Origin of the sequence: Croceibacterium mercuriale (genome assembly GCF_000802385.1) — a bacterium.
Taxonomy (GTDB): domain Bacteria; phylum Pseudomonadota; class Alphaproteobacteria; order Sphingomonadales; family Sphingomonadaceae; genus Croceibacterium; species Croceibacterium mercuriale.
This window is the reverse complement of the sequence record NZ_JTDN01000002.1, coordinates 126316-146515: the sequence shown is the minus strand read 5'-3', so window position 1 is coordinate 146515 and position 20200 is coordinate 126316. Positions and strand designations below refer to the sequence as shown.

Here is a 20200-nt window from a genome sequence, read left to right as displayed (position 1 = left end):
GCGAGGCCCATGGCGGCAAAGCGTGCCGGTCTCAAGCTCTGCCTCAAGGGTTGCCGCCGCCGCCATGCGCCCCGACGGCGGTGCCAGTGGAGTAGGTCGTCTCGTCGCTCGCCAGCATGACGAACAGCGCACCCAGCTCCGCCGGCTGGCCGGCGCGGCCCAGCGGTGTGTCCTGTCCGAACTCGCCCATCGTGCCGGGGATCTGCCCGCCGCAGACCTGCAGCGGGGTCCAGATCGGACCCGGGCTGACCGCGTTTACGCGAATGCCCTTCTTCGCCAGCTGCTTGGCCATGCCCTTGGTCAGGTTCAGGATCGCGGCCTTGGTGCTGGCATAATCGATCAGCTCCTCGCCCGGATCGTAGGAGTTCTGGCTGATCGTGTTGATGATCACCGCGCCCGGCGGCAGGCTGGGCACCGCCGCCTTGCTGAAGCGGAACACGTGATAGACATTGGTCTCGTAGGTGCGGACGAACTGCTCGTCGCTGATCTCCAGGATGTCGGCCTTGCTCTGCTGGTAGGCGGCGTTGTTCACCAGGATATCCAGCCCGCCCAGCGATTCGATCGCCTTGGCCACGGTCTGCTCGCAGGCGGCCTGCGTGCGGATGTCGGCCGGCAGCAGCACGGCGCGGCGACCGGCCTGCTCGATCAGCTGCTTTACCTCCTGCGCGTCCGGTTCCTCGGTGGGGTAGTAGTTGATCGCCACGTCGGCGCCTTCGCGGGCGAAGGCGATCGCCGCCGCCCGGCCGATGCCGCTGTCGCCGCCGGTGATCAGCGCCTTTCGGCCCGCCAGCTTGCCCGATCCACGATAGCTGCTTTCGCCGTGATCGGGGCGCGGGGTCATGCGGCTGGCCAGCCCCGGCCATTCCTGCTGCTGTTCGGGGAAGGGTTCGCGCGTATAGGCGCTGCGCGGGTCGCGCAGCGGGCGTCGCGCGGCCGTGCCGCCACCGTCCTGCGCGGCCGCCGGTGCGGCGAACGCGCCTGCAGCCAAGCCCATCGCTGCACCGCCCAGAATTGTCCTGCGCGTGGTCTCGTAGTCGTTCATCACCGGCTCCGCTCTGTCGTCCATCCGGCAGGGTTAACGACGAGCGGAGCCGATGTGTCCGGTCAGCTTGCGCCGGTCATCTGCGGCACCACGGTCCGCACGATGCTGGCATCCAGTTCCTCGAACTGGTGCAGCCCGATCGTGTCGTACAGCTCCTGTCGGGTCTGCATCCGGTCGACCATCTCGTGCGTGCCGCCATGCTGGCGGATGGAGGCGTACAGGTCCGCCACCGCCTTGTTGGCGATCCGCAGGCTGGAGACAGGCCAGATCACCATCTTGTAACCCATCTGCTCGAACTCGGTCGCGGTGAAGAACGGGGTCTTGCCGAACTCGGTCATGTTGGCGAGCAGCGGCACGTCGGGCACTGCCGCTGCGAACTTCTCGAACATCTCGCGCGTGTTCAGCGCTTCGGGGAAGATGGCGTCCGCACCCGCCTGCACATACAGCCTTGCTCGCTCTACCGCAGCGTCGAACCCTTCCACGCCGGCGGCATCGGTGCGCGCCACGATCACCATGTCGCGCCGCGCCTTGGCGGCGGCGGCGACCTTGGCGGCCATGTCGTGCGGGCTGACCAGGTTCTTGCCGTTCAGGTGCCCGCACTTCTTGGGCAGGATCTGGTCCTCCAGATGCACCGCGCCGGCACCCGCATCCTCGAAGGTGCGGACCATGTGCATGACATTCAGCGCCTCGCCATAGCCGGTATCGCCATCCACCAGCAGCGGCAGGCCCGATGCGCGGGTGATCTGGCGGATGAAGAACGCGACCTCGTCCACCGTGATGATGCCGAGATCCGGCAGACCCATGCTGGCCGTCATCGCCGCGCCGGACAGGTACAGGCCGTCAAAGCCGGCGTTGCGCGCCTGGATCGCCGCCTGCCCGTTATGCGCGCCGGGCAGCTGGTAGATGCCGGGACGTTCCAGCCCCGCGCGGAAGCGCTTGCCGGCGGGTTCGGTCGGGAGGTCGGAGGCGAGGAGATAGGGCATCATACGTCCTTGGATTGTTTGTGCGGCATCAGCGCGCACGCCGTTTTCTGATGATCGTTCCCAGGGCTGCGACACCAATCAGCGGCAGCGTCAGCGCAGCCAGGATGATCAATCCGGCCGCCGCCATGTTTCCGACGGCGCCGTCGCCATTCCAGAGCATCACCGGGATCTGCGCGAAGCTGATCGCCAGACCGATCAGCCAGGCCGCCCGTCCGATCACCAGACCCGCTGCCAGCGCAATGGCGAGGGCGACCAGGTAGGCGATGCCGTAAGCCGGCGAGTCCCACGGTTCCGCAGCGCCGGAAACCATGCTTACGCCCTGCCAGTAGACGGCGCTCACGCCGAACACGATCGCCGCCGCTGCTACGTTCCGCACCCGCTTACCCCCGCTCTGCCAACGGCACCCAGGCCAGATCTTCCGGCCCGATGTAGTTTGCGCTGGGGCGGATGATCTTGTTGTCCTCGCGCTGCTCGATCGCGTGCGCCGCCCAGCCGCTGGTGCGGGCGATGACGAACAGGGGCGTGAACATGGCGGTCGGTATACCCATCAGGTGGTAGGAGACGGCGCTGAACCAGTCGAGGTTCGGGAACATCTTCTTGGTGTCCATCATCACCGTCTCGATCCGCTCCGCGATGTCGAACTGGGTGGTGCTGCCGGCTTCGTCGGCCAGCGACTTCGCGACCCGCTTGATCACTTCGTTGCGCGGGTCGCTGACGGTATAGACCGGATGGCCGAAGCCGATGATGACCTCCCTGGCCTCCATCCGGGCGCGGATGTCGGCCTCCGCCTCGTCGGCCGTGGCGTAACGCTTCTGGATCTCGAAGGCGACTTCGTTGGCGCCGCCATGCTTGGGGCCGCGCAGCGCGCCGATCGCGCCGGTGATGGCCGAATGCATGTCGCTGCCCGTGCCGGCGATCACCCGCGCGGCGAAGGTGGAGGCGTTGAACTCGTGTTCAGCATAGAGGATCAGGCTGGTGTGCATGGCGCGCACATGGCTCTCGGACGCCGGACGCCCACGCAGCAGGTGCAGGAAGTGGCCGGCGATGCTGTCGTCGTCCGTATGGACCTTGATCTCGCGGCCATTGTGGCTCCAGTGATACCAGTACAGCAGCATGGAGCCGAGCGAGGCCATCAGCCGGTCGGCGATGTCGCGCGCGCCGGGGGTGTTGTGGTCATCCTTCTCCGGCAGGGCGCAGCCCAGCGCGGAGACGCCGGTGCGCATCACGTCCATTGGATGCGCGGCAGCGGGGAGGGCGGCCAGCGCCTCGCGCACGGCCAGCGGCAGCCCGCGCATCGCCTTCAGCTTCAGCTTGTAGGCATGCAGTTCGGGCCTGGTCGGCAGACGGCCATGGACCAGCAGGTGGGCAATCTCCTCGAACTCCGCCTCTTCGGCGAAGTCCAGGATGTCATAGCCGCGATAATGCAGGTCGTTGCCGGTGCGGCCGACCGTGCACAGCGCCGTGTTGCCCGCCGTGACGCCGGACAGCGCGACGGATTTCTTGGGCTTGAAGGGGGTGGTTTCGGTCATCCTCTGGTCCGTTCTTGTTGTGTTATCGTGTTCAGAAACTGTCAGCCGGAACGTGCACGCGGCCATCCATCAGGATGCGTGCGCTGCGGCTCATCACCGCCTTGGTCACGGTCCAGCGCCCGTCAACCTGCTGCGCTTCCGCGCCAACGCGCAGGATGCCGGAAGGATGGCCAAAGCGTACGTAGGTCCGTTCCCCGCCGCCGGCCGCTTCGCTGACCAGCGTGCCCGGCACCGCGGCGGCGGCGGCAATGGCGACGGAGGCGGTGCCCATCATGGCATGGTGCAGCTTTCCCATGGACAGGGCCCGCACGGCCAGGTCGATCTCTTCCGCCGCCACCACGCGCCCGCTGGCGGTGGTGTAGGCCGCGGGCGGGGCCACGAAGGCGATCTTGGGCGTGTGCTGCCTCTTCAGCGCCTCCTCGGCGTGTGTGATCAGGCCCATCTTCAGGGCGCCGATCGTGCGCAGCACCTCGAACCGGTGCAGCGCCTGTGAATCGCTATTCACCGCGTCGCGCAATTCGGTACCGGTATGGCCGATATCGGCGGCACGGACGAAGATGGTGGGGATTCCGGCATTGATCAGCGTGGCCTGCAGCCTGCCTCCGGCGACGATCTCCGCCGGCACGTCCAGCGTGTCGACCAGATTGCCGGTCGGGAACATCGCGCCCTCGCCATCCGCCGGGTCCATGAATTCCAGCACGATCTCGGCGGCCGGGAAGGTCACGCCGTCCAGTTCGAAGGCGCCGGTTTCCTGCACCGCGCCATCCGCCACCGGCACATGGGCGATGATCGTCTTGCCGATGTTGGCCTGCCACAACCGCACGGTGCAGATGCCGTCCACCGCATTGGCCGGATCGACATGGCCGGCATGAATGGCAAAGGCGCCGGCGGCAGTGGACAGGTTTCCGCAATTGCCGGACCAGTCCACGAAATCGCTGTCGATCGACACCTGGCCATACAGGTAATCCACGTCATGACCCGGTACGGTCGCCGGGCCGACGATCACGCATTTGCTGGTGCTGGAGGTCGCCCCGCCCATGCCGTCGATCTGCGCGCCATACGGGTCGGGGCTGCCGATCACCCGCTGGAACAGCCGGTCGCGCGGGCGGCCGGGGACGCGGCAGGGTTCCGGCAGATCCTCCAGCCGGAAGAACACGCCCTTGCTGGTGCCCCCGCGCATGTAGGTGGCGGAGATGGCGACCTGCGGTGCCACGCTCATGCCGCCTCCGCCGCCAGGAAGTCCTCCGCGAAGCGTTGCAGCACACCGCCGGCCTCGTAGATCGAGACCTCCTCGGCGGTGTCGAGCCGGCAGAGGACCGGCACCTCCTCCACGCTGCCGTCACGGCGGCGGATCACCAGCACCAGTTCCGCGCCCGCCTGCGGATCGCCATGCACGTCATAGGTCTCCGTCCCGTCCAGCTTCAGGCCCAGACGGGTGGTGCCGTGCGTGAATTCCAGCGGCAGCACGCCCATGCCAATCAGGTTGGTGCGATGGATCCGTTCGAATCCCTCGGCCACGATTGCCTCTACCCCGGCCAGCCGGACGCCCTTGGCCGCCCAGTCGCGCGACGAGCCCTGCCCGTAATCGGCGCCGGCGATGATGATCAGCGGCTGCCGGCGGGTCAGGTAGGTCTCGATCGCCTCCCACATCCGCATCACCGTGCCTTCGGGCTCGACGCGCGCCAGCGATCCCTTGCGCACCTCGCCATCGACCAGCGCCATCTCGTTCACCAACTGCGGGTTGGCGAAGGTGGCGCGCATTGCGGTCAGGTGGTCGCCGCGATGGGTGGCGTAGGAATTGTAGTCCTCCTCCGGCACGCCCATGCTGGTCAGGTACTCTCCCGCCGCACTGGTCGGCAGGATCGCGTTGGAGGGGGACAGGTGATCGGTGGTGATGTTGTCGGGCAGGATCGCCAGTGGCCGCATGCCATTCAGCGTGCGCGGGCTGGCGGCCAGCGCGCCCAGACCGGCCGTGTCCCAGTAAGGCGGCCGGCGGATATAGGTCGACTGCGGACGCCAGTCATATAGCGGGGACACCGCCTCGTGGCCGTGCAGGTCGCGCGCGAACATCGGATCGTACACGTCGCGGAACTGCGATGCCTTCACATGCTCCCCGACCACGGCATCGATCTCCGCATCGGTCGGCCAGATGTCCTTGAGCCGGACGTCCTGACCGTCCGGCGTGGTGCCCAGCACATCCTGCTCGATGTCGAAGCGGATCGTGCCGGCGATGGCATAGGCCACCACCAGCGGCGGGGAGGCGAGGAACGCCTGCCGCGCATAGGGATGGATACGACCGTCGAAATTGCGGTTGCCGGACAGGACGGCAGTGGTGTGCAGGTCGCGCTCCACGATCTCGCGCTGGATCGCGGGGTCGAGCGCGCCGGACATGCCGTTGCAGGTTGTGCAGGCAAAGCCGACAATGCCGAAGCCCATCCGCTCCAGCTCCTCCAGCAGGCCGGCTTCCTCCAGATACAGGCTGGGGACACGCGATCCGGGGGCGAAGGAGGTCTTGACCCATGGCTTGCGCTGCAGGCCCAGCGCATTGGCCTTCTGCGCCACCAGTCCGGCCGCGACCACATTGCGCGGATTGCTGGTGTTGGTGCAGCTCGTGATGGCGGCGATGATGACCGCGCCATCGGGCATCAGCCCTGCCTGCTCCTGCGCGATCGCGCCGGCCAGATCGTGCGCGATGCCGCGATCGTGCAATGCCGCGGTCGGCAGGCGCTTGTGCGGGTTGGAGGGGCCAGCCAGGTTGCGCTCGACGGTCGACAGGTCGAACTCCAGCACCCGGCTGTATTCGGCCGTTTCCAGCGCATCGGCCCACAGGCCGGTGGCCTTGGCGTAGGTTTCCACCAGCCGCACCTGTTCGGGCGCGCGATTGGTCAGCAGCAGGTAGTCGATGGTCTGGCGGTCGATGAAGAACATGGCGGCGGTGGCGCCATATTCGGGGCACATGTTGCTGATGGTGGCGCGGTCGCCGATCGACAGGCTTTCGGCTCCCTCGCCGAAAAATTCCAGCCAGGCGCCGACCACGCGCTCGTGCCGCAGGAACTCGGTGATGGCGAGCACGATGTCGGTTGCCGTGATCCCCTCCGCGCGTCGCCCGGTCAGGCGCACGCCGACGCTGTCCGGCAGGCGCATCATGGACGGACGGCCCAGCATCACCGTCTCCGCCTCCAGCCCGCCCACGCCGACCGCGATCACGCCCAGGGCGTCCACATGCGGGGTGTGGCTGTCCGTGCCGACGCAGGTGTCGGGGAAGGCCACGCCGTCGCGCACCTGCACGACCGGGCTCATCCGTTCCAGGTTGATCTGGTGCATGATGCCATTGCCGGCCGGGATCACGTCGACATTGTCGAATGCGGTCTTGCACCATTCGATGAAATGGAACCGGTCCGCATTGCGGCGGTCCTCGATCTCCCGGTTGCGCAGGAACGCGTCCGGATCATGGCCGCCATGCTCCACTGCCAGGCTGTGGTCGACGATCAGCTGCGTGGGCACGACCGGATTGACCTTGGCGGGATCGCCGCCCTGCTCGGCGATGGCGTCGCGCAGGCCGGCAAGGTCGACCAGCGCGGTCTGACCCAGGATGTCGTGGCAGACGACGCGCGCCGGGTACCACGGGAAATCGCGATCCCGCCGTCCCTCCGCAATCTGCTGCAGATAGCCCGGCAGCTCCGCCGGATCGGCCCGGCGTACCAGCTGTTCGGCCAGCACCCGCGCGACATAGGGGAGGCGGTCATAGGCCCCCGGCCGGATCGCTTCGACCGCGGCGCGCACGTCGATGAAGTGGAGGTCGGTGCCGAGCAGGGGTTTGCGGTAACTGTCCATGCACCAATCCTTTTTCACGCCAAGAGCTTGCAGGCAAACACCATTTGGGCAGCTTGCCGCTGTTGCGCCAGAGGTCTACGCGCCGGGCGCGCTATCAGGAGGGCAAACTTATGAAGACCCGTGCCGCCGTGGCTTTCGCGGCCAAGCAGCCGCTGGAGATCGTCGAGCTGGACCTGGAAGGTCCGCAGGCCGGCGAGGTGCTGGTGGAAATTATGGCAACCGGCATCTGCCACACGGACGCCTACACGCTGGACGGGTTCGACAGCGAAGGCATCTTCCCCTCCGTGCTGGGGCATGAGGGCGCGGGCATCGTGCGCGAGGTTGGCGTCGGCGTCACCAGCGTGGTGCCGGGCGACCACGTGATCCCGCTGTACACGCCGGAATGCCGCCAGTGTAAGTCCTGCCTCAGCGGCAAGACCAACCTGTGCACCGCCATCCGCGCGACGCAAGGCAAGGGCCTGATGCCGGACGGCACGACCCGCTTCAGCTACAAGGGGCAGCCGATCTTCCACTATATGGGCTGTTCCACCTTTTCGAACTTTACCGTTTTGCCGGAAATAGCGGTGGCGAAGATCCGCACCGACGCGCCGTTCCAGTCGAGCTGCTATGTCGGGTGCGGCGTCACCACCGGCGTCGGCGCGGTGGTGAACACGGCCAAGGTGCAGGTGGGCGACAATGTGGTGGTGTTCGGCCTGGGCGGAATCGGGCTGAACGTGATCCAGGGCGCGCGGCTTGCCGGCGCGAACATGATCGTCGGCGTGGACATCAATCCCGACCGAGAGGAATGGGGCCGCCGGTTCGGCATGACCCACTTCCTGAACACGAAGGGACTGTCGCGCGAGGAGACTGTCGCCAAGGTGGTCGAACTGACCGATGGCGGCGCCGATTATACCTTCGACTGCACCGGCAATACCGAGGTGATGCGCACCGCGCTGGAGGCCTGCCATCGCGGCTGGGGCACCTCGATCGTGATCGGCGTGGCCGAAGCGGGCAAGGAGATCGCTACCCGTCCGTTCCAGCTGGTGACCGGCCGTAACTGGCGCGGCACTGCCTTCGGCGGCGCAAAGGGCCGCACCGACGTGCCGAAGATCGTGGACTGGTACATGGATGGCAAGATCGAGATCGACCCGATGATCACGCATGTCCTGACACTGGAGGAGATCAACAGGGGATTCGACCTGATGCACGCGGGCGAGAGCATCCGCAGCGTGGTGGTCTACTGATTCGAACGCGTGGCAGACGGTGCGCCGGAACCATCCGGCGCACTGTCGTCAGGCCGCGTCAGTTCGATGATGTGATCCCTGCATCCCGGAACGGGATGGTGCCGCTTACAGGACTCGAACCTGTGACCCCATCATTACGAATGATGTGCTCTACCAACTGAGCTAAAGCGGCGTCCCCGGATCAGAGGGGTATGGAGGCCCGAGCCGGAATCGAACCGGCGTAAACGGATTTGCAGTCCGGTGCGTAACCACTCCGCCATCGGGCCGGAATGCGCGCACCTAGCGAAAGCTGCGGGGGAGCGCAACGGCCATTCGCCATCAAGATGACATCATCATGCTCATCGCCTGGCGCGTCATGGGTGCAGGGCCCTCCTGCACCTCCAGCCGGTAGCCGCCGGTGCTCGCCGTGCGGACCAGATCGGCGCAGCCGGCCAGCGCCAGCTTGCCGCGAAGCCGCGACACATGGACCTCCACGCTGTTGGTGTCCGGCTCGTGATGGATGCGCCATACATCCTGCAACAGGGTGCGACGGGTGACGGGCGTGCCGGGCTCCTCCGCCAGGCGCCACAGCAGGCCGAATTCACGCGGGTGCAGGCCCAGCCAGGTGGGCCCCCGGCGCGCATCGCGATGCAGCAGGTCGAGCAGCAGCGGCCCGACATTCACCGCCCGTGGCAGGGCGCCCGCCGCCGCCGCCACACGGCGGGCTCGTGTTTCCAGTTCGGCGAGGCCGATGGCGGGCTCCACCACATCGCCATAACCGCGCGCCAGCAGGCGGGCGCGGGTGTCGCTGTCCTTTATGCCCAGCACGATCGAACGCCGGGTGGCCGACGGATCGATCGTGTCGAGCGGCAGATGCGGTCCATCGTGCAGGGTGACATGGCTGCATGGCGGCTGTCCGTCATCGCAGCAGCGGCACAGCTGCCAGCCTCGCCTTCGCAGATCCCATCGATGCGGGAGGTCGCCCGCTTGCCTGTTCCAGCAGAACCATTCCACGATGCGCCCCTTGTCAGCCCGAACCACAGGAGGGGGGAGCGCACCAGCATTGCCGGACGGTGGCAAGTGCGCCAGCCGCCCGGCCCGCCATCATGCAGCGGAGCTGTTCACTCCCATGCTCTGTAGATAGCGACGGACATTCCGTGCCGCCTGTCGCAGACGCTGTTCGTTCTCCACCAGACCGATCCGCACGAAACCCTCGCCATCCTCGCCATAGCCCACCCCCGGCGCCACGGCGACGCCGGCATGGGTCAGCAGCTGCTTGGCGAATTCCATGCTGCCCAGATGGCGTAGGGCCGGCGGCAGCGGGGCCCACGCGAACATGGAGGCGGGCGGGGCGGGGATATCCCACCCGGCGCGACCGAAGCTTTCCACCAGCACGTCGCGCCGCTTGTGATACAGCAGGCGATTGTTCTCCACGATGTCCTGCGGCCCGTTCAGCGCTGCGCAGGCGGCGGCCTGCAGCGGTGTGAAGGCGCCATAATCGATGTAGGACTTCACCCGCGTCAGGGCCGCGATCAGCGTCTGGTTGCCGACGGCGAAGCCGATCCGCCAGCCGGCCATGCTGAAGGTCTTGGACAGGCTGGTGAATTCCACCGCCACATCCTTGGCGCCCGGCACCTGCAGGATGGATGGGGTGGGCTGGCCGTTATAATACAGTTCGGAATAGGCGAGGTCCGACAGGACCCACACCTTGTTCTCCCGCGCCCAGTCCACCAGCCGGGCATAGAATGCCAGATCGACGATCTCCGACGTGGGATTGCTGGGATAGTTCACCACCAGCACCGTGGGGCGCGGACTGGTGAAGCGCATCGCCTTGTCCAGCGCATCCCAGTAGCGTTCGTCCGGCGTGGTCGGGACCGCGCGGATCGTGGCCCCGGCGATGATGAAGCCGAAGGTATGGATCGGGTAGCTGGGGTTGGGTGCCAGGATCGTGTCGCCCGGCGCGGTGATCGCGGTGGCGAGGCTGGCGAGCCCTTCCTTGGACCCCAGCGTCACCACCACCTCCGTCTCCGGATCGAGATCCACGCCGAACCGCCGCTGGTAGTAGGCTGCCTGAGCGCGGCGCAGGCCCGGGATGCCCTTGGACTGCGAATAGCCATGCGCGTCCGGCTTCTGCGCAGCTTCGCACAGCTTGTCGATGACGTGCTGCGGCGGCGGCAGGTCCGGGTTGCCCATGCCGAGATCGATGATGTCCTTTCCTTCCGCCCGCGCGGCGGCCCGCATCGCGTTCACTTCGGCGATGACATAGGGCGGCAGTCGCTTGATGCGGTAGAATTCGGTGTCCATGGTCTCTGCAACATAGTGATCGGCGCCGGGGCGGTGCGCGCAAGATGGTTGCCCCATCGGATCATGTGCCGGAACCGGCAGGCAGGCGCAATGCGGATGCTTGCACTACGTGTGGCCATGCTATGCACGTGGCAAAAGGAGAGGATGTTATGGGCGACACGCTGCCCCGTACCGCGGCCGAACTGGTGACCGACATGCTGCAGGCCCAGGCCGAGCTGGCGCGGCAGGCCATGCAGACCTTCCTGCCCGGCATCGACAACCCGGTACCCCCGGGTGAGGCGATCGCGGAACAGAGCGCCGCGATGCAGCGCCTGCAGGCATTGTGGCTCGACTTCCTGCGCCAGCAGCGGCCGCTGACGGCGCCAGGTCAGCCGGAAGGCGAGAGCCCGGTGCCTCTGTTCGCCGACCCCGCCCGCTGGTTGCAGCTGGTGCGGGAATGGGCGCGGCAGCTGCCTTTCCTCGACCCTGACCGGCAGCAGCAGCTCACCGCCAGGCTGACCGGATTGTGGGAAGACCTGTCGCGCCAGTTCGCTGCCGCTGCCGACCAGGGGGCGCCCGTGCAGCTGCCGCGCGCGGACCGGCGGTTCGCCGCACCCGAGTGGCGCGAGCAGCCGGCCTTCGCCATGCTGCACCAATCCTATCTGTTGCTGCGCGAGTTCCTGCTCGAGTCGATCGACGAGGCGCCCGGCCTTGCCGATGGCGAGCGCGAATCGGTGCGCTTCGCCACCGGCACCATGCTGGATGCGCTGAGCCCGGCCAATTTCCCGCTGACCAATCCGCAGGTCCTGCAACGCACGCTGGAGACCGGAGGCGAGAATCTGCGGCGCGGCATGGAGCGGCTGGCCGCCGATCTGGAACGGGGCCAGCTGACGCATACCGACAGCAGCGTCTTTCGCCTGGGCGAGACGATCGCCGCCACGCCCGGCCAGGTGGTGCACGAGACGGAGCTGTACCAGCTGATCCAGTACACGCCGACGACGCCGGACGTGCTGGCGACGCCGCTGGTGATCTTCCCGCCGTGGATCAACCGGTTCTACATCCTGGACCTCAACCCGAAGAAGAGCTTCGTGCGATGGGCCGTGGCACAGGGCCTGACCGTGTTCATGGTCAGCTGGCGGTCGGCGGATGAAAGCCTGACCCATGTGGAATGGGACCATTATGTCCGTGCGCAGATCGAGGTGATCGAGCATGTGCGGGCGCGGCTGGCCGTTCCGGCGGTGCATACGGTCGGGTACTGCGTTGCCGGTACCACGCTGGCCGCGACATTGGCGGTGCTTGCCCGGCGCGGGCAGAGCGAGCAGGTCGCCAGCGCCACCTTCCTGACCGCGCAGGTCGATTTCGAGGCCGCCGGCGAGCTGAAGCTGTTCATCGACCAGACGCAGATGGAAGTGATCCGCCAGGCCAGCAAGTCCGGCTACATGGATGGCCGCTATCTTGCCGCCACGTTCAACCTGCTGCGCGCGCCCGACCTGATCTGGAACACGGTCGTGAATCACTACCTGCTGGCGGAGGATTACCCGGCCTTCGACCTGCTGCACTGGAACGGTGACGTCACCAACCTCCCGGCGTTGTGGCACGAATCATACCTGCGCAACCTGTACCGCGACAATCTGCTGGTCGTGCCCGACCGGCTGGAGGCGGATGGCACGCCGATCGATCTGACCCGGATCACCGTGCCGGTCTATGTCCAGGCAGGACGGGAGGACCATATCGCGCCGCCGGCCAGCGTGTTCCGCATGCTGGCGCATGTGGCTGGCCCCACCCGCTTCGTGCTGGCGGGCAGCGGGCATATTGCCGGCGTGGTGAACCCGCCCGAATCGGGCAAGTACCAGTTCTGGATCGACGGCCCGGTGACAGGATCGCTGGAGGAATTCGTGTCCGGTGCGACGGAAGTGCCCGGCAGCTGGTGGAACGACTGGGCCACATGGATCACGGCAATCGCACCCGAGCGGGTGGCTGCAGAGGGCAGCCGCGATCCGGCGGAAGGCGGGCTGGAAGCTGCGCCCGGGCGGTATGTCGCCATGCGCTAGGTATTCTTAAGCTAAGCAAATGGTGCATTGCACAATCTGCTTGACTGGTAACGTTAAATCTCTATTTTGTGCAGTGCAACACAAGGTTGCTCCGCAAAGTTCCGTTGTTACCTCCGGGTGGAAGCGAACATGAACGACCAAGGCAAGTCGCAGGGCGAACCTGCTTTTCCCGTCATGGCGGACCCGGCACCGGCCGACCCGCAGACCGACATCGGGGATGGTCCCGTGGCGGTGCCTGCGGCCGAACCGCTGCCGGCCTCGATTGTCGAAGCCGCTGCCCCGCCGGCTATCAGCCCCTTCCGGGGCGTGCAGGGCGACAATCCCGTGAAACGCACGATTGCACAGCTCAAGGACAAGATCATGGCCACTGCCCCCAGCAACGAAGACATCCAGCAGTTCAACGACTCCGTCACCACGTCCGTGACGCAGGCGATGAACGACGCGCAGGGCAAGGCCCGCGAAGCTTACGAGAAGGGCACCGTCGCCGCCGGCGAGGCGACCGAGTTTGCCAAGGGCAATGTCGAAGCGCTGGTCGAAAGCAGCCGTATCCTGTCGGAAGGCCTGCAGACCATCGGCAAGACCTATGCCGAGGAAGCCAAGTCTGCTTACGAGCAGATGACCGCCGACATGAAGGAAGTGGCCACGATCAAGAGCCCGACCGAGCTGTTCCAGCTACAGGGCAAGATCATGCGCCGCAACTTTGATTCGCTGGTGGCGGCAAGCTCGCGCAACACCGAAGCGATGATGAAGCTGGCCAACGAAGCGTTCGAGCCGATCTCCGGCCGGATGAGCGTTGCCGCGGACAAGATCGGCAAGCCCGTCTGATCCAGGCGCGTGATTCGCTGAACATGGCTGGGGCCGGGTGCATCGTCATCCGGCCCCTTGCTGTATGTGCATCCGGCGCCTGCCAGGCCGCCCCGGCACAATTTGCCGGTGCTTGCATCTTGAAGCAGGCGGGCGTGATGCGATATTCCTGCCCCATGCGCAGCAACAACTCACCCGCGGCCGGGCACCGACCGGTGTCATACCCTGCTGCCCCCGCGGCGGCGGCTGACGCGCCTGTCCGGTGCGATCCGGTGTCGCAGGACGAGTATGGCGACGATGATGCCGGGAACGGCGCGGGTGATGGTCAGGTGGGCCTCGCCACACGGACGCGGACCCGTCCCAAGAAGCCCAGCCCGTACAAGGTGCTGCTGCTGAACGACGACTACACGCCGATGGAGTTCGTCGTGATGGTGTTGAAGCGCTTCTTCCGCATGGACATGGAACAGGCCACCAGGGTGATGCTGCACGTGCACCAGAAAGGTGTGGGTGTCTGCGGCATCTTCCCGTATGAGGTGGCCGAAACCAAGGTCGTCCAGGTGATGGATTTCGCACGGGAGAACCAGCACCCGCTGCAATGCACGCTGGAGAAGGCCTGACCTGAGCTGCCCAGCGGCATGACGGGACCGGCCCAAGATCTTGACCTTTATCACCGCCATCGACCGCTACATCTTCCGGCTCACCATCGTGCCGATGCTGGGGGTATTCGTGCTCGCCGCATCGCTGCTGATGCTGGAAAAGATGCTGCGCCTGTTCGAATTCGTCTCCACCGAAGGCGGGCCGATCAGCGTGGTGTTCCGCATGATGGTCAACCTGGTGCCGGAATATGCCGGTCTGGCCATTCCCTTGGGGCTGATGCTGGGCGTGCTGCTGGCCTTCCGCAAGCTGGCTACCTCCAGCGAGCTGGACGTCATGCGGGCGGTCGGCTGGAGCTATACCCGCCTGTTGCGCGTGCCATATCTGATCACGCTGGTGCTGGTGGCGGTCAACTTCGCCATCGTCGGCTATCTCCAGCCCCTGGCGCGATATGGCTATGAGGAGCTGGACTTCGAACTGCGCTCCGGCGCGTTGGGCGCATCCATCAAGGTGGGCGAGTTCGTCACGCTGGAGGATCGCGTCGCGCTGCGCGTGGAAGGCAGCCGGGATGACGGACGGCAGCTGAGCGGCATTTTCGCCCGGGTGGCGGAGCAGGGACCTAAGGGGCAGGTGCTGGCGATCTCCGCCCGGCAAGGACAGTTCCTCGCCAATCGCGAGAACCGCAACACCATCATCCTGCGGCTGCTGGATGGTACCATCGTGCACGACATTCCGGGTCAGCCCAGCCGCGTGCTGTCCTTCAGCCAGCATGATCTGCCGATCGACCTGCCGGCAATCGAGCGGTTCCGCCAGCGTGGCGAGGAGAGCCGCGAATATCTGTTGCCCGAACTCGCCCGCATGGGCTGGAGCAGCGACAGCAGCGCCGCTGTCCGTGCCGACAGCCAGGCCGACTTCAATTACCGCATGGTTGAGGTGGTCATGATGTTCATGCTGCCGCTGCTGGCGGTGGCGCTGGCGATCCCGCCGAAACGCTCCACCTCTGCGCTGGGCGTGTTCATCTCCATCATCCTGGTGGTCGCCTACCACAAGGTGAACCAGTACGGGCAGGACATTGCGGAACTGGGCCGGGCCAACCCGCTGCTGGCGCTGTGGGGTCCCTTTGCCGTGTTCTCCGCCATGATTGGCTGGATGTATTACCAAGTGGCGTTCGTGCCTGGCGGCCAGGCGATCGGCGCGCTGGAGGCGGGCTATGCCAAGGTGACGAAGTGGGTGGGGCGCCTGTTCCGACGGGGGCGGCGGTCCCAGCGCGCGGAAATCGAGGATCCGGACGGTCCGCATGCCGAGCCGGAGCCGCTGACGAATGGAAGCGGGGCGCCGCGTGCTGTTTGACTTCCTGCCTTCCCGCCGAATCACGTGGTATCTGGCGAAGACCTTCGTCAGCCGCATCGTGGCGGTGCTGGCCATGCTGGTGCTGGTGCTGATGATGCTGGACCTGCTGGGCACCAGCGGCAAGATCCTGTCTGCGCCCGGCAATACGCAAAGCGACCTGTGGCGCTACGTCGGCCTGCGCCTGCCGCAGCTGGTGGCACAGTTCCTGCCCTATTCCGCCTTGCTCGCCACGATCATCACCCTGCTGGCGCTGAACCAGAACAGCGAAGTGACCGCGATGAAGGCCGCCGGCATGTCCGCGCACCAGATCCTGGCGCCCCTGCTGCTGGCGGCCGGGCTGATCTCGCTGGCATCGTTCCTGTTCAACGAACTGGTGGTGACCCGCGCCACGGCGCAGCTGGCGGTGTGGGAAGCGGTCGATTTTGGCCCGGTGCCCGACGACCCGACGGTCAGGGCCAACGTCTATTTGAACGACGGGCCAGACGTGCTGCTGGCCACTACCGTTTCCGGGCGCGGTGCCGCCACGGTGATGCAGGGAATCACCTTCTACGAGCGGGATGACAGCCTGATGATCCGGCGGCGCATCCTGGCGGACAGCGCCCGCTATACCGGCAAGGGATGGCTCCTGACGCGACCTCAGGTGTTCGAGGTCGACAATGCGACCGGTGCGCCCGCGCCTGCCGCAATGGTGGTGGCGCCGGGGCTCACGCCCGATCGGCTGGACATTCGCGCCGTCAACCCGGATGCGGAGCCGCTGGGGCAATTGTCGCGCTCCATCGCCGCGCTGGATGCCGCCGGACGTGACACGTCCGAGCTGCGCGGACGCTGGTGGCACAAGATTTCCGGGCCGCTCGCCGCCTTGCTGATGCCGTTGCTGGGTGCGGTGGCGGGGTTCGGCCTTGCACGATCGGGTGGCCTGTTCGTGCGGGCGATCATCGGCATGGCACTGGGCTTCGCCTATTTCGTGGTCGACAATGCGGCGCTCGCCATGGGCAGTTTCGGCGGTTATCCGCCATTGCTGGCCGCCTGGGCACCCTTCGTGCTGTTCGCCCTGATCGGCGAAACCGTCCTGATCCGGACCGAGGAGTAGGGCACGCCGGCCAAGATTGCGGCAGGCTGCCATAATCCCGCTTGCACCGCCACATTCCTGCCATTATTTGGGGGTTGCTCGCGCCGCTGCGAGTTTCTCTTGGGGCATCGGTCTGACCGGGCCCACCATAGGAGTCTGGTTTATGAAGATGATTGCACTGGCCGCTTCGGCCGCCGCCCTGATCGCCCTGTCCGCTTGCGCTGAAGAGCCGGCCGAGGACACCACGGTTGTCGAAGAGACCACCGTGACCGAGCCCATGATGACCGACACCGCGATGATGACCGACACCGCGATGATGACCGACACGGCCATGATGACCGACACGGCGATGACCGACACCACCGTGACCACCGAGACCTCGACCTCGATGTAATCGGATTGTTCGGCGTCGTCTGCTTTGCGGACGACGGCGGACATGCGGTTGTGATCACGTGACGTGATTGCGACAACACGCGCCGCGCGGCTTTCGGGCCGGCGGCGCGTTTTGCGTTCAGTGCCAGGTTCTGGCATGGGGTGCCTTCAAGTGTAACCCATGTGTCACGACCCGTTCAGGTGTCGAAGGCTACAGAATGCCCGTCCCTTGCAAGCGGGCGTGCGGAGGCGCATCTGCTGCCCCGAGCGCCCCGTAGTGCGGGACCCGCGCAAACAGGTACAGGATGACTTCAGTGTCGCACAACGCCACCGCGAAGGCGGACCAGTCCGATCTGCCGTTCTGGAAGCGGAGCCACTACCTCGACAGGATGGACCTGCGGGGCCTGGTGCACGCCTACTTCCAGCATTACACGATCATCGCCTATCTGGCGCTGGCCGCGCTGTGTGTGGCAGCCTTCGTGTGGCGCCCGGCAGCGGCGCTGCCGACGGTCATCGCCTTTGCCGCCGGTGTGGCGGTGTACCCGCTCGTCTGGCACCTGCTGCACCAATATGTGCTTCACGGTAAGTGGATGTGGCGGCACAAGTGGCTGGCCCCGACGTGGAAGCGCATCCATTACGACCACCATCAGGACCCCAACAACCTGTCCGTGCTGTTCGGTGCGCTGCATACCACGCTGCCGACCATCGCGATCGCGACCTTGCCGGTCGGCTGGCTGATCGGCGGCTTTGGCGGGGCGATGGCGGCGCTGTGCGCTGGTCTGCTGACCACCTGCTATTACGAGTTCATGCACTGCATCCAGCATCTGGCGTTCAAGCCGAAGTGGAAGTGGGTGCAGCACATGAAGCAGCGCCATAACGAGCACCATTATTTCGACGAGACCGGCAATTTCGGCATCACGAACTATGGTTGGGATCGGCTGCTGGGCACCTATTACGAGAAGAAGGACCGGCCCAAGCGGTCGGCGACCGTGTTCAACCTCGGCTATGACGAGACGATCGCGGAACAGTGGCCCTACGTGAAGGACCTGTCCGGCGGTATCGCCAGCGGCCATCCGCGTCGCCGCGTGATGGGCAAGGAAGGCTTCGATCCGGCGAAGCAGGCTGACGGGGCAGAGAACGGGCAGCAGGCTTCGGCCTGAATCTGTCAGCGGTCCAGCAAGGGGGGCAGGCCGATGGAAGTGACGATTGCGCCGGTCGCAGGCCGACGGGAACTTGGCCTGTTCATTGAGCTGGCATATCGCCTGAACGCCGGTGACCCCAACTGGGTGCCACCGCTGCGCAGCGACATGGTGGAACTGCTGACTCCCGGCCGCAATCCGTTCCATGAACATGCGCGGATGCAGCTGTTCCTGGCGCGGCGAGGCCGTCAGGTGGTCGGGCGCATCTCTGCCCACATCGACGAGCAGGCGCTGGCGCAGCCTGTCGAGCAGGGCCTTGGGCCAGGCACCGGCAACTGGGGCCTGCTGGAGGCTGAGGACGAAGGCATCGCCCGCAGCCTGATCGCCACGGCCGAGGAATGGCTGCGTATCCAGGGTATGACCCGCGTGCTTGCCCCGATCAGCCTGTCTATCTGGGAAGAGCCCGGCCTGCTGGTGCGCGGCCACGATCATCCACCCACGATGATGATGGGGCACCATCCGGCCGAGCATCAGGGCTGGATCGAAGGCGCCGGATACGAAGCGGCCAAGTCGCTGCTCACCTACGACCTGCCGATCGACAAGGGGCTTCCCCCGTTGATCGACCGGATTGTGGCCTCGGGCGAGCGCAGCAGCCGGATCACGCTGCGCACGGTGGACCCGAAGAACTTCGCGCGTGACGCAGAGATTGCGATCGACATCCTGAACGATGCCTGGTCCGGAAACTGGGGGTTCGTGCCGTTCACCGATGCCGAAAAGGCTTACGGCGCCAAGAAGCTGAAGCCGATCACGCTGGAACGCACCAACATGATCGCCGAAGTGGATGGCGAGCCGGTCGCCTTCATGCTTGCCTGGCCCGATCTCAACGAACAGCTGATCGGCATGAAGGGGCGGCTGTTCCCGTTCAACTGGGCAAAGCTGCTGTGGTGGCTGCGCAAGCCCCAGGTCCGCACCTTCCGCGTCCCGCTGATGGGCGTGCGCAAGCGGCTGCAGAACAGCCGCATGGCTAGCCAGATCGCTTTCATGATGATCGAGTATATTCGCCGCGTGGCCGTGGGCGAACATGGCGCCAGCCGTGGCGAGATCGGCTGGGTGCTGGATGACAATGGCGGCATGATCGCCATTGCCGATGCGATCGGCGGCAAGGTCAATCGCGAATACCGCGTCTACCAGAAGACGCTCTGACCCTGGCGCCGGCGGCGCGGAACGCAGTGGGGCAGGGCGGGTTCAAATGGCAGGGGCCGCCATGGCCCCGCCCCTCTTGCTTGCTGGACCGCCATGATCCGCCAGAACACCCCTGCCGATGCCAATCGCCCTTTGGGCCGCGTGCTGGTGGTGGAGGATGATGCGGTGCTGGCCCTTGCCATAGAGGACGCCCTGCTGACGGTGGGCGCCACCGAAGTGGTGATCTGCCCCAGCATCGCCTGCACCATGCTGGCGCTGGAGGAGGCGGAGGCCGATTGCCTGGTGCTGGATGTGCATCTTGCAGACCGCAACGATGGGTGGGCACTGGCGGAGCTGGTGGACCAGCTCGGTCCGCGGCGGCCGACGATTGCCTTCTCCACCGGATCGCCGGAACTGATCCCGCCGGCCATTGCTGAGATGGGACTGGTGTTCGAAAAGCCGTACGACCCGCTCGAACTCGCCCGGGCGCTGGCCAGCGGGCGTCCGCGCGGCTTCTTCGCACGGCTGCGGGACGCAATCGGCTGAACTCGCGTCGAGGAGTGTTGTGCCTCCGCTCCTGCGATCACCCTACGAAAAAAGGCCCCCGCTCTGTTCAGGAGCGGGGGCCCTCGGGATCGTGTCACCTGCCGCTTGGACGGGAGGGGGGGTCTCGGCGGTGACAAGGCGATAATGAGCGGTAAAGACAGAGGTTCCGGCCTGCTGGCAGATTTTTTCGCCGGTTTGCCCGGGCTTTGATCAAGGCGGG

The 20200-nt window shown here is 66.1% G+C and carries 18 protein-coding genes and 2 tRNA genes; 10 read left to right on the top strand and 10 right to left on the bottom strand.

The genetic code is table 11. The features are described from left to right. Nucleotides 1-43: 43 nt before the first annotated feature. From PK98_RS10320 to acnD, 6 genes are read right to left on the bottom strand one after another with little or no spacing between them, the layout of a single operon-like run. Nucleotides 44-1066, bottom strand: coding sequence for an SDR family oxidoreductase (locus tag PK98_RS10320; protein WP_407637620.1), 1023 nt, complete (start codon nucleotides 1064-1066; stop codon nucleotides 44-46). A gap of 38 nt (nucleotides 1067-1104) precedes the next feature. Then, complete coding sequence (prpB, locus tag PK98_RS10315) at nucleotides 1105-2025, bottom strand: methylisocitrate lyase (RefSeq protein WP_039097541.1); 921 nt, start codon at nucleotides 2023-2025, stop codon at nucleotides 1105-1107. 28 nt (nucleotides 2026-2053) lie between these two features. After that, entirely contained in the window at nucleotides 2054-2374 is a 321-nt protein-coding gene (locus tag PK98_RS10310) for a hypothetical protein (RefSeq protein ID WP_152608635.1), read from the bottom strand. 31 nt (nucleotides 2375-2405) lie between these two features. After that, nucleotides 2406-3554, bottom strand: coding sequence for a bifunctional 2-methylcitrate synthase/citrate synthase (prpC, locus tag PK98_RS10305; RefSeq protein WP_039096833.1), 1149 nt, complete (start codon nucleotides 3552-3554; stop codon nucleotides 2406-2408). Nucleotides 3555-3585: 31 nt separating this feature from the next. After that, nucleotides 3586-4773 (bottom strand): 2-methylaconitate cis-trans isomerase PrpF, encoded by a 1188-nt coding sequence (gene prpF / locus PK98_RS10300; protein WP_039096831.1) that lies wholly within the window; start codon nucleotides 4771-4773, stop codon nucleotides 3586-3588. Then, nucleotides 4770-7388: a Fe/S-dependent 2-methylisocitrate dehydratase AcnD gene (acnD, locus tag PK98_RS10295; RefSeq protein ID WP_039096829.1), complete on the bottom strand. Its 2619-nt coding sequence runs from the start codon at nucleotides 7386-7388 to the stop codon at nucleotides 4770-4772. The genes prpF and acnD overlap by 4 nt, the downstream gene beginning before the upstream one ends. Nucleotides 7389-7498: 110 nt before the next feature. Between acnD and PK98_RS10290 the strand changes: the two genes are divergently transcribed. Continuing rightward, nucleotides 7499-8611 carry an S-(hydroxymethyl)glutathione dehydrogenase/class III alcohol dehydrogenase gene (locus PK98_RS10290; RefSeq protein ID WP_039096827.1) on the top strand — a complete coding sequence of 371 codons (1113 nt, stop codon included), beginning with the start codon at nucleotides 7499-7501 and terminating at the stop codon, nucleotides 8609-8611. A gap of 96 nt (nucleotides 8612-8707) precedes the next feature. On the opposite strand, the gene PK98_RS10285 is transcribed toward PK98_RS10290, so the two are convergent. From PK98_RS10285 to PK98_RS10270, 4 genes are all read right to left on the bottom strand, one after another. Continuing rightward, nucleotides 8708-8783 (bottom strand) — tRNA-Thr (locus PK98_RS10285). A 20-nt stretch (nucleotides 8784-8803) separates the two neighbouring features. Continuing rightward, nucleotides 8804-8877: transfer RNA gene (locus tag PK98_RS10280), tRNA-Cys, on the bottom strand. A gap of 52 nt (nucleotides 8878-8929) precedes the next feature. Then, entirely contained in the window at nucleotides 8930-9604 is a 675-nt protein-coding gene (locus PK98_RS17395; RefSeq protein WP_235425486.1) for a winged helix-turn-helix domain-containing protein, read from the bottom strand. A gap of 90 nt (nucleotides 9605-9694) precedes the next feature. Next, the gene (locus PK98_RS10270) at nucleotides 9695-10894 is read right to left on the bottom strand and encodes an LL-diaminopimelate aminotransferase (RefSeq protein WP_039096824.1); all 1200 of its coding nucleotides are present in this window, start codon (nucleotides 10892-10894) and stop codon (nucleotides 9695-9697) included. Between the two features lie 149 nt (nucleotides 10895-11043). Here PK98_RS10270 and PK98_RS10265 point away from each other — a divergent pair, with 149 nt between their 5' ends. The 9 genes from PK98_RS10265 (at nucleotide 11044) to PK98_RS10225 (ending at nucleotide 19980) form a co-directional block, all read left to right on the top strand. Further along, nucleotides 11044-12924, top strand: a complete 1881-nt coding sequence (locus PK98_RS10265; protein WP_039096822.1) for an alpha/beta fold hydrolase — start codon at nucleotides 11044-11046, stop codon at nucleotides 12922-12924. A 129-nt stretch (nucleotides 12925-13053) separates the two neighbouring features. Further along, nucleotides 13054-13749, top strand: coding sequence for a phasin family protein (locus PK98_RS10260; protein ID WP_152608633.1), 696 nt, complete (start codon nucleotides 13054-13056; stop codon nucleotides 13747-13749). A 155-nt stretch (nucleotides 13750-13904) separates the two neighbouring features. After that, entirely contained in the window at nucleotides 13905-14345 is a 441-nt protein-coding gene (clpS, locus tag PK98_RS10255) for an ATP-dependent Clp protease adapter ClpS (protein WP_081996191.1), read from the top strand. A 40-nt stretch (nucleotides 14346-14385) separates the two neighbouring features. Continuing rightward, nucleotides 14386-15672: an LptF/LptG family permease gene (locus PK98_RS10250; RefSeq protein ID WP_081996190.1), complete on the top strand. Its 1287-nt coding sequence runs from the start codon at nucleotides 14386-14388 to the stop codon at nucleotides 15670-15672. Further along, nucleotides 15662-16762 carry an LPS export ABC transporter permease LptG gene (gene lptG, locus PK98_RS10245; RefSeq protein WP_152608683.1) on the top strand — a complete coding sequence of 367 codons (1101 nt, stop codon included), beginning with the start codon at nucleotides 15662-15664 and terminating at the stop codon, nucleotides 16760-16762. The genes PK98_RS10250 and lptG overlap by 11 nt, the downstream gene beginning before the upstream one ends. Before the next feature lie 142 nt (nucleotides 16763-16904). Beyond that, the gene (locus tag PK98_RS10240; RefSeq protein WP_039096818.1) at nucleotides 16905-17135 is read left to right on the top strand and encodes a hypothetical protein; all 231 of its coding nucleotides are present in this window, start codon (nucleotides 16905-16907) and stop codon (nucleotides 17133-17135) included. Nucleotides 17136-17502: 367 nt separating this feature from the next. After that, nucleotides 17503-18273 (top strand): sterol desaturase family protein, encoded by a 771-nt coding sequence (locus PK98_RS10235; RefSeq protein WP_407637629.1) that lies wholly within the window; start codon nucleotides 17503-17505, stop codon nucleotides 18271-18273. A 33-nt stretch (nucleotides 18274-18306) separates the two neighbouring features. Next, entirely contained in the window at nucleotides 18307-19455 is a 1149-nt protein-coding gene (locus tag PK98_RS10230) for a hypothetical protein (protein ID WP_039096816.1), read from the top strand. 93 nt (nucleotides 19456-19548) lie between these two features. Beyond that, a complete protein-coding gene (locus tag PK98_RS10225) occupies nucleotides 19549-19980 on the top strand; it encodes a response regulator (protein ID WP_039096815.1) in 432 nt (143 codons plus the stop codon). The last annotated feature ends 220 nt before the right edge of the window (nucleotides 19981-20200 follow it).

Coding starts and splice junctions, on each gene's coding strand:
- acnD (WP_039096829.1), bottom strand. CDS start 7,388: ATGGACAGTTACCGCAAACCCCTGCTCGGCACCGACCTCCACTTCATC.
- PK98_RS10235 (WP_407637629.1), top strand. CDS start 17,503: ATGGACCTGCGGGGCCTGGTGCACGCCTACTTCCAGCATTACACGATC.
- prpB (WP_039097541.1), bottom strand. CDS start 2,025: ATGCCCTATCTCCTCGCCTCCGACCTCCCGACCGAACCCGCCGGCAAG.
- PK98_RS10320 (WP_407637620.1), bottom strand. CDS start 1,066: ATGGACGACAGAGCGGAGCCGGTGATGAACGACTACGAGACCACGCGC.
- prpF (WP_039096831.1), bottom strand. CDS start 4,773: ATGAGCGTGGCACCGCAGGTCGCCATCTCCGCCACCTACATGCGCGGG.
- prpC (WP_039096833.1), bottom strand. CDS start 3,554: ATGACCGAAACCACCCCCTTCAAGCCCAAGAAATCCGTCGCGCTGTCC.
- clpS (WP_081996191.1), top strand. CDS start 13,905: ATGCGCAGCAACAACTCACCCGCGGCCGGGCACCGACCGGTGTCATAC.
- PK98_RS10230 (WP_039096816.1), top strand. CDS start 18,307: ATGGAAGTGACGATTGCGCCGGTCGCAGGCCGACGGGAACTTGGCCTG.
- PK98_RS10270 (WP_039096824.1), bottom strand. CDS start 10,894: ATGGACACCGAATTCTACCGCATCAAGCGACTGCCGCCCTATGTCATC.
- PK98_RS10265 (WP_039096822.1), top strand. CDS start 11,044: ATGGGCGACACGCTGCCCCGTACCGCGGCCGAACTGGTGACCGACATG.
- PK98_RS10290 (WP_039096827.1), top strand. CDS start 7,499: ATGAAGACCCGTGCCGCCGTGGCTTTCGCGGCCAAGCAGCCGCTGGAG.
- PK98_RS10240 (WP_039096818.1), top strand. CDS start 16,905: ATGAAGATGATTGCACTGGCCGCTTCGGCCGCCGCCCTGATCGCCCTG.
- PK98_RS10225 (WP_039096815.1), top strand. CDS start 19,549: ATGATCCGCCAGAACACCCCTGCCGATGCCAATCGCCCTTTGGGCCGC.
- PK98_RS10260 (WP_152608633.1), top strand. CDS start 13,054: ATGAACGACCAAGGCAAGTCGCAGGGCGAACCTGCTTTTCCCGTCATG.